The sequence below is a fragment of the Archangium sp. genome (assembly GCF_036388035.1).
In the GTDB taxonomy this organism is placed as follows: Bacteria; Myxococcota; Myxococcia; order Myxococcales; family Myxococcaceae; genus Archangium.
Window position 1 is genome coordinate 1 of the sequence record NZ_DASVSO010000110.1, and the last position, 14,458, is coordinate 14,458.

Consider the following 14,458-nt stretch of genomic DNA (forward strand, 5'->3'; position numbering starts at 1 on the left):
CTCGGGGAGTTCGAGACCTGGCTCGAGTCGCTGCCCGAGCCGCCCCTGTGTCTGCGCGGACGCGCCAGCCCCGAGATGCGCAGGCACCCCAACGCCCTGCTCCGGGACCTGTTCTCCTTCCACCTCCAGGTGCAGGAGAGCGATCCCCCCACCGTCGTGCGCGCCCGCATGGAGGAGAGCTTCAGCGCGGCGCTCGGCCCCAAGGACTCCAGCCGTAGCCTCGCCCACCTGGCGGGCTCCCTCATCGGCTTCGACTTCAGCAACAGCCCCCACCTCAAGGGCACCCCCACCGACGAGCAGAGCCTCCGGGCGCGGGGCCTCGCCGCCCTCAGCGAGTACTTCCGCGCCCTCCTCGCCCGCGAGCCGATGATCCTCTTCCTCGAGGACATCCACTGGGCCGACGACAGCGCGCTCGACCTGCTGGAGCGCCTGCTCCAGACGCTCGCGCCCGAGCGGCTCCTCGTGCTGTGCACCGCCAGGCCCGAGCTCTTCGAGCGGCGCCCGGAGTGGGACCTCGACCCCGCCCACGCCCGGCTCGAGCTGCGGCCGCTCTCCCAGGAGGACAGCCACCGGCTCGTCGCGGAGCTGCTCCGCAAGGTGGAGGCCATCCCCCCGGCCCTCCATGAGCTCGTCGTCTCCCGCGCCGAGGGCAACCCCTTCTACCTCGAGGAGCTCATCCAGATGCTCCTCGAGGAGGGCGTCATCCTCGAGGAGGGGGAGCGCTGGCGCGTCGAGCCGCGCCGGTTGACCTCGCTCAAGGTCCCCGCCACGTTGAGCGGTGTCGTCCAGTCCCGGCTGGACAGCCTCCCCGCCCACGAGCGGGAGATCCTCCAACGGGCCTCGGTGGTGGGACGCCTCTTCTGGGACGAGGCCCTCGCGAAGATGGGGCCGGACGATGCCGCGCCCATCCCGGTCCACGCCGCCCTGGCCGTCCTCCAGGAGCGGGAGCTCATCTTCGAGCAGTCCACCCCCGCCTTCGCCGGGACGCGCGAGTACATCTTCAAGCACGCCATCGTCCGCGAGGTGGCCTACGACAGCGTGCTCAAGCGCGAGCGGCGCGCGCTCCATGGCCGCATCGCCGAGTGGCTGCTGGCGCGCGGCGGCGAGCGCTCCCGAGAGCACCTCGGGCTGATCGCCGACCACCTGGAGGCGTCCGGGCAGGCCGTGCGGGCCGCCGTCTACCTGCGGCGCGCGGGAGAGGAGGCCCAGGCCCTGTTCGCCAACGCCGAGGCCCGCTCCTTCCTCGAGCGGGCCCTGGCCCTGACTCCCGAGACGGACCTCCCCGAGCGCTACGCCATCGTCGCGGCCCGCGAGAAGGTCCACGCCGTCATGGGCGAGCGCAAGGCGCAGCGGCTGGACCTGGAGATGATGGAGGTGCTGGCCGAGCTGCTCGGCGATGCGCGGCGGCAAGCCGAGGCCGCCCTGCGCCGTGCCCTCTATGCCTCGGAGGTCGGGGAGCTCGCGACGGGCGTGGAGGCGGTGCGCAAGGCCATCCGGCTGGCCCAGGAGACGGGCGACGTGGCCAGCGAGGCGCTCGGCTACCTGCGCTGGGGACGCATGCTGCGGCACCACCGGGGTGACTTCGAGAGCGCCCGGAGCCACTTCGAGCGCAGCCTGGCGCTCGCCGAGTCCTCCAGGCTCGCCCACCTGGAGGTGGAGAACCTCCTCAACCTCAGCACCGTCATCCACGACACCGGGGACTTGGCGACGAGCCTCGCCTACATCCAGCGGGTGCTCCCCTTCTGCCGGGCCATGGAGGATCGCTGGCTGGAGTTCTCCGCGCTCCGACACCTGGCGTACGTGCGCAAGAGCCTGGGGGACTTCGTCGCGGCCAGGGCCGGTTTCGAGCAGACGCTCCAGTTCAGCCGCGTGATTGGCTACCGCTTCTGGGAGTGCATCGACCTCTGCAACCTGGCGCTGCTCCACCACCTCCTGGGGGAGGCGCCCGCGGCGCTGGAGTTCGCCGAGCAGGCCCTGCGGATCGGCCAGGAGATTGGCAGCTCGCGCTACCAGGGCTATGCGTGGATGAGCAAGGGCCACGCCCTGGCCACCCTGGGGCGCTTCCCGGAAGCCCGCGAGGCCTACCAGCGTGCCCGGAGCATCCGGGTGGAGGCACGCATTCCCCACCAGGAGATGGAGTCCGTCGCGGGCCTGGCCTCCGTGGCGCTGGCCACCGGAGATGCGGAGGGGGCGCGGGGCCACGCCGAGGAGCTCCTCGCCTACCTGGAGCAGGGAGCGACGCTCAACGGCACGGAGGAGCCCTTCTGGATCCGCCTGGTCTGCTTCCGGGTCCTCCAGGCCCAGCAGGACGCGCGCGCGAGGACGTTCCTGAAGAAGGCCCACCACCTCCTCCAGGAATGGGCCGGGAGGATCCAGGACGCGGAGCTGCGGCGCTCGTTCCTCGGCATCGCCGCGCACCGGCAGCTCCTGGAGGAGTGGCGGCGCCTGGGCAAGGCCGAAGACTTGGACCGGCAGGGGGATGGGGTAGCGTAGGTGGCCCTCACCGAGGAGGACACCATGTCCAAGATTGCCTGGATGAAGTACCTGCTGCCCGCCCTGCTGCTCACCACCACCGCCTTCGCCGCCGGCACGGCCGATGTGAAGGTCGGCACCGGCGTCGAGAAGTATGAGGTCGTCGGCGCTTCCGACACCTTCACCGTCGCCCCGAACACCCGTATCTACGCCGCCACCAAGCTCAGCGGCGTGGAGCCCGGCACCGTCACCGTCGTCTGGTCCAAGGACGGCAAGGAAGTCTCCAAGACGGAGCTGAAGGTGCCCCGCGCGACGTACCGCACCCACGCCTACCGCACCTTCCGCGCGGGGGACACCGGCGCCTGGACCGCCAAGGTGGTCGGCGCGGACGGCACCGAGCTGGCCTCCTCCAGCTTCCAGGTGACCGTCTCCAGCTAGTCGCACCCTGGGAGCGGGGTGCATGGGAGCACGGCCTCCGGTGCACCGCCGACTCCCGGCGCTTCCCTCCGACAGGCCCCTGGGCGAGGCTCCGACCATGTCTGGAACCTCGTCCATCGCCGTCATCGGTACGGGAAACATGGGGCGCGGGCTCGCGCGGGTGCTCGCCGCCGCGGGTCACACGGTGCTGCTCGGCTCGCGGGAGCCGGAGCGCGCCCAACAACTCGCCACGGAGCTCGGAGCCGAGCGCGTGCGGGGAATGCGCAACGTGGAGGCCGCCTCGCGCGCGTCCATCGTCTTCCTCGCCTACCACTCCAACGACACCCTGGTGGAGGAGCTCGCCCCGGTCACCGAGGGCAAGGTGGTGGTGGACATCTCCACGTACCACGAGGAGCCTCCCCCCGACTTCAATCCGCTCACCCAGGTGCCCTCCGGCTCGCCCCAGGAGCGGACCGCCTCGCGGCTGCCCCGCGCGCACGTGCTCGGCGCCTTCCAGGTGACGTGGGCCCAGCTCTTCAGCGAGCCACTGCTCGACGGGCGCAAGACGCCTGTCTTCGTGGTGGGCGACCACGCGGAGGCGAAGGCGGCACTCCTCGCGCTCATCCGCACGCTGCCCTTCGAGCCCGTGGACGCCGGAGGACTGCGACAGGCCCGCGTCCTCGCCGCCATGTACTTCCTCGTCACCCGCCTGGCGCGCCAGTACGGCTTCCGGGAGCATGGCCATGACTGGCGCACGCTCTCGCGCTCACTCAACGTGCTGCTTCCCCCGGCGCTCGGGCTCCGCCCTTGAGCGAGCCGCCACGGGCCCCCGGGGAAGCCAGCCGACCTCCCCGCTCACTCCTGCTCCTTCCGGAGGACCTCGGCCGGCAGGTTGCGACGGAGCGGCGCCAGGAGGACCGCCACGAAGGCCGTCACGGGCACGGGCAACATCACGAGGCCGAGGATGAAGAGAAACCGCATGACACGGAGGGACAAGCGCAGACTGCTGATGATGGCGCGCGCGCAGACGCGCCCTGCTCTGGCAAGAAAGGACACGGCGTACTCCTCGAGCTGAAAGACATTCCAGGACCCAAGCCCCGGAATGGCTCAGTGGAGGAGCGCTCGATGCGCGAGGAAGAGGCGACGCGGTGGCGCCGGGAGGCGCACCTCGGGGACACGGCCCCCGGATGGAGCACGCGCGTGGACCCGTGCGCGCCCCTCCCGCCCCCGCCCGCTGTCGCGCACGGCCGCGACGGACTCCGCGCGGCGAGCCGCCGGAGCGCGACGCTCGAGGACCGACACCACGGTATCGGCTTCCGGGAGCGCCTGGGCCGGAGTGCCGCCCAGGGCGAGCGCGACGCACGCCAGCACCAGCTTCAACCAGCGGATGAGGGGGTGCGCGTGTCCGGGCATGCGACCTCAACCTAGCCAGGGAGGGGCGCCTGTCAAAGCCGCCGGGAATGACTCCGGGCTTCTTCCTCGGTGATGGGGGCCCAGTCAGGAGTGCCGACTCCTGGCCTTCCCTTCTCGGGGTAGGTGAGCCTCCAGTACGTGCCGTCTCTCGGATTCTGGAAGACCTGGACCCGCCCCTCCTCACTTCGCGAGAGCACTCGAAAATCGTCTCGGAGCCGGAGAGAGCTCTCCTCGCAATACTCGGGCTCCCCGAGCAGGGTCAGCCGGGCGCCTTGCCCTTCGAGCACGAGCATCCACCCGCGGGACTCCTCGTCACGCACTTCCAGCTCCAGGCGGACTTCCCCGGAGAACGCCAACGGGATGGGGAGCACATTGGGATGACGCCGCTCGCCGAGCGTCAAGACCCCGTCGTCGATCCTCCCGGGCCCGTGGGTGGGCAGCTCCGTCCCGGCGGCCCCCTGGATGACGAGCTCCGCGCGCTGCAACCACCCCGTGATGTGCGCGCGTCCGGCCAGCTCCGCCGTCTTCTTGTGGAGATAGGCGGAGGAGAAGCCGAGGATGGCATCCCCTCCCTCGAACCGGACCCCCGCGAGCTCGGAGTCGTGCAGCTCGATGAAGGTGTGAAGGGCTTGTTCGCCATCTGCTTCCAAGTGTCCTCCCCGAAATGTCGAGGCCGGAAACCGCTGAGTCCTCAGCGGCTTCCGGCCCCTGACTCCATGTGCCGCCGTCCGCCTAGTTCATCTTCGGCTCGCAGCCACAGGTGCTCTCATTGCAGAGCGTGTTGGCCGGGCAGGCACCGCCGCAGTTCTCCTTGCAGAGGCAAGCACAGGCCTTGGCATCGGCCTGGTAGGCGTCGCCGCAGTGGAGCGCCGCCGTGTCACAGACGCAGCCGCAGGTGCTCGAGTCGAACTTGAAGCCCGGGGCGCACGTGGAGCCCCCGCAGGTGAAGGCGCACACGTCCCTGTGGGTGTTGCACACCTGGCCGGGTGTACCGCCCCCCCCGCAGTCCGCCGGGCACTCGCACCGGTTCGTCTGCCGGTTGCAGGTGAGGTTGGCCTTGCAGAAGTCCGGGTCGCTCGCGTCGTAGTAGCCCGTGTCCGTCGAGCACGGCGGGGCGCTGCCGTCCCGGCTGGACGTACGGTCCACCCAGTAGCGGTAGGAGACGGCGGCCTTCGTCGTCCCCGCCGAGACGGGACGGCAGGCGCCGTAGAAGGACAGCGTCTGGTTCACCCCGTCCACGTCGAAGCCGTTCGTCTGGCTGCGCGGCAGATCGCTCGCCGAGCACCGCGTGGCGTCCTGCACGCCCTCCAGCGCCACCCGCACCGAGGCGCCGATGGGCGGCTTGAGGGTGCGGTAGCCCGTGGAGGCAATCACGCTGTCCACGATGGCGTTGATGGTGTCCTGGATGGACTGGGGGCTGCTGATGCTGCCCACCACGCCTCCGGTGGCCTGGATGACGTCCAGGTGTCGCGGAAGCTTGTTGTCCTCCTCCGGGTGGCAGCGGCCGCCGTTCGGGTCGCAGATGATGCCGTGCATCTGGATGAGCTGATTCGCCGGGTTGCCGGTCTTGAAGTAGTTCACGTACCAGTCCACCGCGGGCGTGTCGGGCTGGTCTCGCACGTCCGTGAGGACGATGACGACCAGCTTCGCGCCCGAGCGGTGACGCTGGGCCGCGGGCGTGCTGGGGTTGGTCATGTAGTCCACCGCGACCTTCGCGGACTCGAGCGAGCGCTCCTCGCTGGAGCCGCCGATGTTCACCCAGCAGAACTGGCTCGGGTCGGGGCACGGCGCGCCCTGCTGCAGCCAGGCCTTGAACTGGTTGAGGTCCTTGGTGAAGCCGCGGAACCGGTTGCCATTCTCGGCCCAGCCCTGCGTGTAGGACGTGGTCACCATGGCGATGCGCCAGTCGAGCGACGCCTTGCCCAGCCGCGTGGCCAGGGTCGTCGCCGCGTTGCCCAGCGCGCTCTGCGAGCCCGCCATGGAGCCGCTGTCATCCACCACGAAGAGGAAGTCGGCCATGCCGGAGCCCGCGGTGAAGGTCTCGCACTGCACCGCGTCCGCGTCACCGAACTGCGCCAGCGCGGTGCCGCCCGCGGCATCCGCCGTGGTGAAGCGGGCCGCCTTCACGCCCGGCGCCTCGTCGTAGAGGGCCTTGGGCGCGATGGCCAGCACCACCAGCACGCTCGCGTCGGAGCGGTGGACGTACTGCGCTTGAATCTTGAAAGGCCCGCTCACCCCCGCGCCGCCCGAGAGCACGCCCGCGCCCGGGCCCACCAGCGCGTTGGCCAGGGTGTTGGTGTAGTCGCGCAGGTTGGTGGTGGCCCCCGTGTTGTAAAACGCCTGCACCGCCGGGAAGCCGTCCCAGGTGGTGAAGGTCTGCGTGGTCTCCACCGCCGCCCCGTTGAGCTGCGCGCGGATGCCGAGCTCGTCCCCCGTCGCCGTGGACGACATGCCCACCCGCCCGCGCTTGTAGGCGATGAAGGTCACCTTGTACTCGTCGTCGTAGCCGACGTGGCCACGGCTCTTCCCGCTCAGCATCAGCTGCCGCACCTCCTGGAAGGAGGGCCGCAGCGCCAGGCGGATGTCCGCGCCCCCGTCCTCCTTGAACGACACCTGCCGCAGGTTCTGCGCGGCGCAGGCCTGGCCGGGCGGGGAGGTGCCGGTGGCATCGTTGCCATCGCGCGGGTCGAGCTCGCTCGGGTCCTTCTTGCCGTTCTGGTTGGTGTCCTCGGCGCCGTCGGCGATGCCGTCGTTGTCGTGGTCGTTGTCCAGCGCATCCGTGGTGGTGCCGGGGTCCGCGTCGCCGACGTAGCCGCAGGACGCGACGGGCGCCGCGCTCGCGGGGATGCCCCGCTCCACGCCGTCCAGCAGGCCGTCGCCGTCCGTGTCGCGGTTGGTGGGGTCCGTCTCGCCCATGTCCCGCATGCGGTTGGCGTTCGGGTCCTCGCCCTTGAAGGTGCCCTGGTCCGGGCCATCGAGCAGGCCGTCACAGTCCGAGTCCCGCGAGCGCGGATCCGTCTCGCCGGTGTCCACCACGCCATTGCCGTTGCGGTCCTCCACGCCATTGCGCAGCCCGTCCCCGTCCGTGTCCCCGTTGGCGTCCGGAAGGGGGACCGTCCCGCAGTCGGAGCCATTCTTCGGGTCGCTCTCGCCCGAGTCCTTCACGCCGTTGCCGTTGCGGTCCTCGTTGCCGTCCCGGCAGGAGTCCCCGTCCGTGTCGGCGTTGCGCGGATCCGTCCGGGTGACGTTCAGCTCGAGGGCATCCGCGAGGCCGTCGCCGTCCGTGTCCGGGTAGCGGGGATCCGTCTCGCCCGGGTCCATCTTTCCGTTGCGGTTGCGATCCTCCTCGCCATCCTTCAGGCCATCGCCGTCCGTGTCCGGGTTGCCCGGGTTCGTCTGGCTCGCCGTGTCCTCGTCCCCGATGAAGCGGCAGTCCGGGCCCTTGTTGACGGTGGTGGTGCGGCCCGCCTCGAGCCCATCCCGCAGTCCGTCCCCGTCCGAGTCCCGCCGGCCCGGATCCGTCTTCCGGTTGCCCTGGTAGACGGTGCCCCACTCCTCCTTGTCCGTCAGCCCGTCACAGTCGGAGTCGATCTGACCGTTGGTGGGATTTCGCGGGCCCGGCACCTGGACAGCACCGGGATCAGGATCCGACGGGGTACCCGGATCCGACGGGGTGCCCGGAGCCGGAGTGGTGCCTGGATCCGGAGTGGTACCCGGCCCCTGACCCGGCCCGTTGTCGGGCGAGGGGTCCGAGATGTCGGTCCCACAACCTGAGAAAAGCGCGGCCACCAGCAGCGCGGCCGCGAGAAACCGGGAATGAACACTCATGGCGATTCAGCGCTCGCGGTAGGGGGGAGATGGGGAAAAATCCGGCGGAACCTAGGAACGAGGCCCCCCGCCGCACAGGTGGGTGTCCAGGCGCCTTCCTCCGCTCCACCCGACTCCGCACAGAGCGCTTCCCGGCCGCCCCAGCCCTTGTGCTCGCCTGCTCTCGGGACGTTTGGTACCGGTAAATGCACGATGAATGACCCATGCGCGGGCGGGCTCGGCTAACCTCCGTCGACGTGCCAGTGTTCGGTCTCGCGGCGTTGTGGAATGGCTCGGCCCGTGCGGAGCGGGTACGAGAATTGGTGGAGGGGTTGGGGGCGCTGTTGCCCCCGCCGAAGCCGCCTGGCCTCGTCGTGTCCTTGCGCGAAACGGAAGCCACCCTGGAGCTGAAGGTGGAGGTGGCCGGCTACCCCCGCGCCGCGCTGGAGAGCCTGACGGAGCAGGTGCAGGACAGCGGCGGCACCCTGGTGGAGCTGTGGCGCCTGCCCAAGGCCACGCGGGACGCGTTCCGCGCCGACGCGCTCACCGGGCCGGACGCCCACACCCTGGAGGACTACGAGACCGCGGCCCTCGTGCTGCACGGACACCTGCAGCAGCTCGCCGTGCGCGAGCCCATTCCGGATGGGCCGCCGCCGGGGCCCGCCTCGGTGCCCATCGAAATCCCGGTCCAGCCCGCCGCGCCCGAGGCCGCCGCGCCCGAGGCCGCCGAGGAGCCCGCCCCGGCCGAGAGACCCACCACCGACGAGTTCGCCCTTCCCGACGCGAGCACCGAGACGACCCAGCTCCCCTACCACACCTTCGACACGGATCGCCGGGGGCGCCGCTTCGCGGTGAAGCTGGAGATGGAGTTCCGCACGGAGCTGGACTTCGTGCGCGAGCACGCGACGAACATCTCCAACGGGGGCCTCTTCGTGCGCACGGCGCACCGCCCGCCCGTGGACAGCGTGGTGACGGTCGCCGTGAGGCTGCCCAATGGCGAGCGCCTGCAGGGCGATGCGCTGGTGGTGCACGTGGTGGACGACCCCTACAGGGGCGGCGTGGGGCTCGCCTTCATCAACGACGACCCCACCTTCGCCGAGACGCTCGACCGCTACCTGGCGAGCCTCGTCGGCGGCCCCACGGTCTGACGGCCTACCCCACCGACGCCGAGGGCCGCGCGTGGGGCACCCAGGGAGCGACGAGCCCCGGCTCGCCCACCACGACGAGCCGGCTGCGCCCCGCGCCCTGCTTCACCACGCGCACCTGCACGCCAATGCGCTCGGCCAGCCCGGACACGTGGGAGATGATGCCCACCTGCCGGCCCGTGGCCTGGAGCGCGTCGAGCGTGGCCAGGGCCACCTCCAACGTCTCCGGATCCAAGGTGCCGAAGCCCTCGTCGATGAAGAGCGTCTCCACCTGCGTCGTCTCCGAGGAGAGCGAGGCGAGCCCCAGCGCCAGGGCCAGGGAGACGAGGAAGCCCTCTCCGCCCGAGAGGCTGGAGACGGCGCGCACCTCATCGCCCATGTCCCGGTCCACCACCTGGAGGTCCAGGTCGTACTTCGGCACGCGCATGAGGCGGTAGCGCGGGGCCAATTCGTCCAGGTGCGCGTTGGCGTGGTGCAGGAGCGCGTCCAGCGTGAGGCTCTGGGCGAACACCTTGAACTTCTTGCCGTCGTGCGAGCCGATGAGATCGCTGAGCGTGCGCCACACGCCGCCGGCGCGCTGCCTCTCCTCCAGGCGCCGGGCCTGCTCACCATGGCGGCGGCGGGCCTCGTCGTCCTGCTCGAGCCGCGCCTTCACGGTGGCGACGGCCTGACGCCGGGCCTCGGTGTCCGCGCGGGCCCGCTCACACGCGGCGGGGGCCTCCGCCTCGGAGAGGGACGGGAGGCCGGAAGCCTCGTGCCGGGTGCGCTGGCCCTCGCGCTCCTTCAGCACGGAGAGGGCGTGCTCGTGGGACTGACGCAGCGCGGACAGCGCGCTCGCCTCGGCCTCGCACCAGGCGGCATCCCGCGCGAGCAGGGCCCGCACAACCTCCAGCGTGAGGCTCCGCTCGGCCAACAGCGCCGAGAGCGCCGCCTCGGACTCGGCCTTCGCCGTGCTCACGGCTTCACGGTTGCGCAGCGCTTCCCCGACGAGCGCGGCCGTGGTGGCGGCCTCCTGCTTCGCCTTCTCGGCCTCGGCGCGCACGGACTCGAAGACCCGGGAGGACGCCTCCAGCTCCCGGTGGAGCGCGGCACGGACCTCGGCGGTGGGACGCCCACCGAGCAGCGCCCCACGTGCGGCCTGCGTCTCGCGCAGCACCTCCCGCGCCCGGGTCAGCCCCTGCGAGCACTCCTCGGTCTGCGTGTGCCGCACGCCGGCCGTGGCCTCGGCGGGAGCCCGCTTCGCCTCGGCCTGGAGCACCCGCGCCTCCGCCTCGCGCAGCGCCTGCTCGCGGGTGTTCCACTCCCCCACCCACTTCGCACAGCGCGTCCGGAAGCTCACGGGGTCCGCCGTCAGCGACTCCTGCCAGCGCTGCGAGTCCTTGAAGGGCGTCGCCAGCCCCGTCAGCACCTCCTGGCGGACCTCCGTGGCCCGCGTCAGCTCGCGCTCGGACGCGGCCTGGGCCTCGACGTTCTGGCGCAGCGCCTCCTCCGCCTGGCGCAGCACCTTGTCCGTCTCCTCCTGGCGCTCGCGCGCGACGGTGAGCGCGGCCCGGGCCTCCTTCGCCGCCCGAGCCAGCTTCTCCGCCGCCTCCTCCTCCGTCTTCAGCTCGGCCAGCCGCGCCTTCGCCTCCGCGAGCGCCGCCTCCAGCCACGCCTCGACGCCCTCGGCCTCCGCGTCCTCCGGGGGCAGCGCTCCCGCGAGCTTCGCCCGGCAGGTGCTCCAGGCCTCGCGCTGCTGCGCGTGCCGCTTCGCCGCGGCCTCCCGGCGGGCCTCCGCCTGCGTTGCCCGAGGGCCCGCCCCCGTCGCCCGCGCCCCGGCCGTGGCCTCCGCCCGGGTCGCCACCGTCCGCTCGGACTCCAGGGCCTCCACCCGCCCTCGTGCCTCCACGACGAGCCCCTCCAGCGCCACCTCCGCGTGGCCGTAGGGGTGCTTCGTGGCACCGCACAGCGGGCAGGGCTCGCCCTCGCGCAGCTCCGCCCGGCGCGCCGAGAAGCCTTGCGCCGCCCGCGCCCCGTCGAGCGCGCGCTGCGCCTCCTTCAACGCGGCATCCAGCTCGAGGCGGCGCACCTTCGCGGCCTCGGCCTCAACCGTCGCGGACGCCTGCTCCGCCCGGGCCTTGTCGGCCTCCTCCGCGGCCTCCTGCTCCGCCCGGGCCGCCTCGCTCGCGCCCTTGCGTGCCTCCGTCAGCGCGCGCAGCCCTTCCTGCCGGGACAGCAGCCCCTCACGCCGGGTCCGCCGCTCCGCGCCGGCATCCTCTCCCTGCGTCGCCTCGGCGCTGGCCACGGTGGCCTCCGCCGCCCGCACGGCCTCTCCCGCCTCGCGGCGCTCCTCGCGTCGGCGATCGGCCTCCACGCGCAGGGACTCCGCCCGAGCCCTCCACTTCGCGAGCGCGTCGCGGGCCGCCGTCTCCTCCCGCGCCACGCGGCCATAGCGGGTGAGCTCAGCCTCCCACCGGGGCCACTCGCGGGCCAGCGCCTCCAGGCGCACGTGCTCACCGAGCCACGCCCGCGCCGCCTCCACCTCCGCGCGCGCGGCCGACTCTTCCTGGGCGACCCGCGCCACCTCGTCCCGGGCCAGCCGCTCGGCCTCCCGAGCCGCGTCCAGCTTTCGCGCCGCTTCCTGCTCATCGTTCCGCGCCCGCTCCAGCGCGGCGTCCAGCTTCACGGCCTCTTCCAGCGCCGGGCGCGCGGTGGCTTCCGCCTCCACCGCCGCGGTCTTCCGTGCCTCCGCCTTCGCCCGAGCCTCCTCCTGCTTCTGTGCCGAGGCCCGCGCCGACTCCTCCTCCACGCGCCGCGCGGCCAGCGTCGAGTCCGCCTTCGCCAGTTGCCGCGTCGCCTCGTCCACGCGAGCCACCGGCGCGCGCAGCACCTCCGCCGCGCGCACCCGCTCCAGCTCGGCCTTCCGAGGCTCCGCGGCCTCCAGCGCCCGCGCCGCGCGCTGGCGGGCCTGCTCCGCCTCGGCCTCCTGTGCCACCAGCCGGGCCCGCTCCGTGTACCAGTGCGCCGCCTGCTCCGCCCGCGCCTGGGCCGCCTGGGCCTCCGCCTGCGCCGCCTCCTCGCGCGTCCGCTGCGCCTCCAGTGCCGCGCGGTCCTCGTCCGTCAGCCGGGCGATGGCCGCCGCGTCCCGTGCCAGGGTGTCCAGCTCCTCCTGCACCGCCTTGTGGCGCTGGTGCGCGGCCATGGACAGCTTGCTGTACACCTCCGTCCCCGTCATCCGCTCCAGCAGCTCCGCGCGCTCCTGGGCGTCCGCGCGCAGGAAGGCGGCGAACTCGCCCTGTGCCAGCAGCGCCGAGCGCCGGAACTGGTCGAAGGACAGGCCCAGCCGCTCCTCGATCGCCTTGAGCACCTCGGACTTCGTGCGCCCGAAGGTCTGCCCGGAGGCGACGTCGGTGAGGACCATCTCCTGCGCCTGGAAGCGGCCCTCGGCCTTGGCGCGCGCCCGACGCACCGTCCAGCGCGCGCGGTAGCGCCGGCCGTCCTTGCCCAGGAACTCCACCTCGGCGAAGCCCTCGCCCGCTCCGCGTCGCAAGACGCCGCGCACGTCGTTGGCCAGCAGCCGCGCGTCCACCTCCTCGTCCGGGCGCCCCACCGGCACGCCCCCGCGCTCGCCCAGCCGCGGCGTGCGGTCGAAGAGGGCCAGGCACATGGCGTCCAGCAGCGTGCTCTTGCCCGCGCCCGTGGCGCCTGTAATCGCGAACAGCCCCAGCTTGTCGAGCGGCGCCTGGTCCAGCTCCAGGGCGAAGTTGCCCGCGAGGCTCGTCAGGTTGCATCCCCGAATGGACAGGATTCTCAAGACGCGTCCTCCTGCACCTGGGTGAGGAGCGAGTGGAAGGACTCGAGCAGCGCCGCGTCGGGCGGCTCGGTGTAGTCGCGTGCGTAGCGGGCGCGGAAGACGTCCTCGGGGGTGCGCTCCTTGAGGGAGACGCCCGGCCGGTCCTCCGCGAGCGCGTTGCCGCTGCCGGTATACGCCGGGGTGAGCTTCACCAGCCGCGCCGCCTTGCCCTCGAGCGAGGCCTCCACCCGGCGGCGCAGCGCGGGCTCGGGGCGGGGCAGCGCGACGCGCACCTCCAGGTAGGGGCGCCGCCAGTCGGGCGTCTCCGGCTCCAGCTCGGGCAGGGCCTTCAGCAGTGCCTCCACGTCCTCCAATTCGGCCGTGTCGCGCGCGGGCACCCGCAGAATCTCCACCCGGCGCGGCACGGGCAGCGGCCTCACCGAGGAGAGCGTCTCGCCGTCCAGCTCCACGAGCAGCACCTGGTGCGAGTAGCTCGCCTCGGAGAGCGACAGGGGCAGGGGCGAGCCGCTGTAGCGCACGCCCTCGCGCCCGCCCACCCGCTGCGCCTTGTGCAGGTGCCCGAGCGCCGCGTACGCCACGTCCTCGGGGAAGAGCTCCACCGGGAGCGCGTGCTGGTTGCCCCCGAGAATCTTGCGCTCGCTGAGCGCGGACAGCTCGGTGCCCACCATATAGCAGTGGCCCATGGCGACGAGTGCCTGGCCCGGCTCACGCCTGGCGCGCGCGCCCTCCAGTACCTCGGCGTACACGGAGCGCACGCCCTCGACGAGCTTGTCCCCCGCCTCCTCGGAGACGGGCGGCAGGTCCGCGGGCCGCAGGTACGGCACCGCCGCCACCCACGCGCCCACCTTGCCCTGCGCGTCCTTGAGCGGCACCAGCAGGCGCTCCAGGTCCACCGCGCCGCCCGACTTGGGCAGCCCGCCCACCACACGCACGTCGAGCGCGGAGAAGAGCGGATCCGGCGCATCCAGCCGCGCCGCCGAGTCGTGGTTGCCGCCGATGACGACGAGGTCCAACTTCGGGCAGCGCCGCCGGGCCTTGGCGACGAACTGGTACCAGGCGGCCTGGGCCTCGGCGCTGGGGTTGGCGGTGTCGAAGATGTCGCCGGCCACCAGCAGCGCATCCACCTTCTGCGCCTCCAGCGTGTCCAGCAGCCACTCGAGGAAGGCCGCGTGCTCGGCCTCACGGGAGGTGTCGTACAGCGTGTGGCCGAGGTGCCAGTCCGATGTGTGCAGCAGGCGCATCCGTGCACTCCCCTCCTGCGTCCGCCGCGAGCGGGAAGAGGCTGCCCCCTCCCTGCTCGTGCGTTCAGGCGGCGCAGTGTGCCCGCAGGAGCGCGCAGTGCCAACACTGGGCGCAAGACCTACATCGGCCCCCGGAAGCTCCCGGACAGGCGCAAGCTTCCTGGAAAAAT

At 72.4% G+C, this 14,458-nt stretch carries 10 protein-coding genes; 4 read left to right on the forward strand and 6 right to left on the reverse strand.

Annotated features, from left to right (window positions below; translation table 11 throughout):
• The 3 genes from VF697_RS04830 to VF697_RS04840 form a co-directional block, all read left to right on the forward strand.
• The coding region (locus VF697_RS04830; protein WP_331092298.1) for an ATP-binding protein at nt 1-2,493 on the forward strand (2,493 nt) is incomplete at its 5' end.
• A 24-nt stretch (nt 2,494-2,517) separates the two neighbouring features.
• Complete coding sequence (locus tag VF697_RS04835) at nt 2,518-2,910, forward strand: DUF2914 domain-containing protein (protein ID WP_331092299.1); 393 nt, start codon at nt 2,518-2,520, stop codon at nt 2,908-2,910.
• A gap of 97 nt (nt 2,911-3,007) precedes the next feature.
• Complete coding sequence (locus VF697_RS04840) at nt 3,008-3,700, forward strand: NADPH-dependent F420 reductase (RefSeq protein WP_331092300.1); 693 nt, start codon at nt 3,008-3,010, stop codon at nt 3,698-3,700.
• Between the two features lie 44 nt (nt 3,701-3,744).
• On the opposite strand, the gene VF697_RS04845 is transcribed toward VF697_RS04840, so the two are convergent.
• From VF697_RS04845 to cglD, 4 genes are all read right to left on the reverse strand, one after another.
• Nucleotides 3,745-3,945 carry a hypothetical protein gene (locus VF697_RS04845; RefSeq protein WP_331092301.1) on the reverse strand — a complete coding sequence of 67 codons (201 nt, stop codon included), beginning with the start codon at nt 3,943-3,945 and terminating at the stop codon, nt 3,745-3,747.
• Between the two features lie 51 nt (nt 3,946-3,996).
• Nucleotides 3,997-4,302, reverse strand: a complete 306-nt coding sequence (locus VF697_RS04850; protein WP_331092302.1) for a hypothetical protein — start codon at nt 4,300-4,302, stop codon at nt 3,997-3,999.
• A gap of 32 nt (nt 4,303-4,334) precedes the next feature.
• Nucleotides 4,335-4,952, reverse strand: a complete 618-nt coding sequence (locus VF697_RS04855; RefSeq protein ID WP_331092303.1) for a hypothetical protein — start codon at nt 4,950-4,952, stop codon at nt 4,335-4,337.
• 82 nt (nt 4,953-5,034) lie between these two features.
• A complete protein-coding gene (gene cglD, locus VF697_RS04860) occupies nt 5,035-8,130 on the reverse strand; it encodes an adventurous gliding motility lipoprotein CglD (protein ID WP_331092304.1) in 3,096 nt (1,031 codons plus the stop codon).
• Nucleotides 8,131-8,483: 353 nt separating this feature from the next.
• On the opposite strand from cglD, the gene VF697_RS04865 reads away from it, so the two are divergent.
• Nucleotides 8,484-9,257, forward strand: a complete 774-nt coding sequence (locus VF697_RS04865) for a TIGR02266 family protein (protein WP_331092305.1) — start codon at nt 8,484-8,486, stop codon at nt 9,255-9,257.
• 4 nt (nt 9,258-9,261) lie between these two features.
• Here the strand turns inward: VF697_RS04865 and VF697_RS04870 are convergent, their stop codons facing one another.
• Nucleotides 9,262-13,047 (reverse strand): AAA family ATPase, encoded by a 3,786-nt coding sequence (locus VF697_RS04870; protein ID WP_331092306.1) that lies wholly within the window; start codon nt 13,045-13,047, stop codon nt 9,262-9,264.
• Nucleotides 13,044-14,288, reverse strand: a complete 1,245-nt coding sequence (locus VF697_RS04875) for an exonuclease SbcCD subunit D C-terminal domain-containing protein (protein ID WP_331092307.1) — start codon at nt 14,286-14,288, stop codon at nt 13,044-13,046. Before VF697_RS04875 ends, VF697_RS04870 begins: the two co-directional genes overlap by 4 nt.
• Between the last annotated feature and the right edge of the window lie 170 nt (nt 14,289-14,458).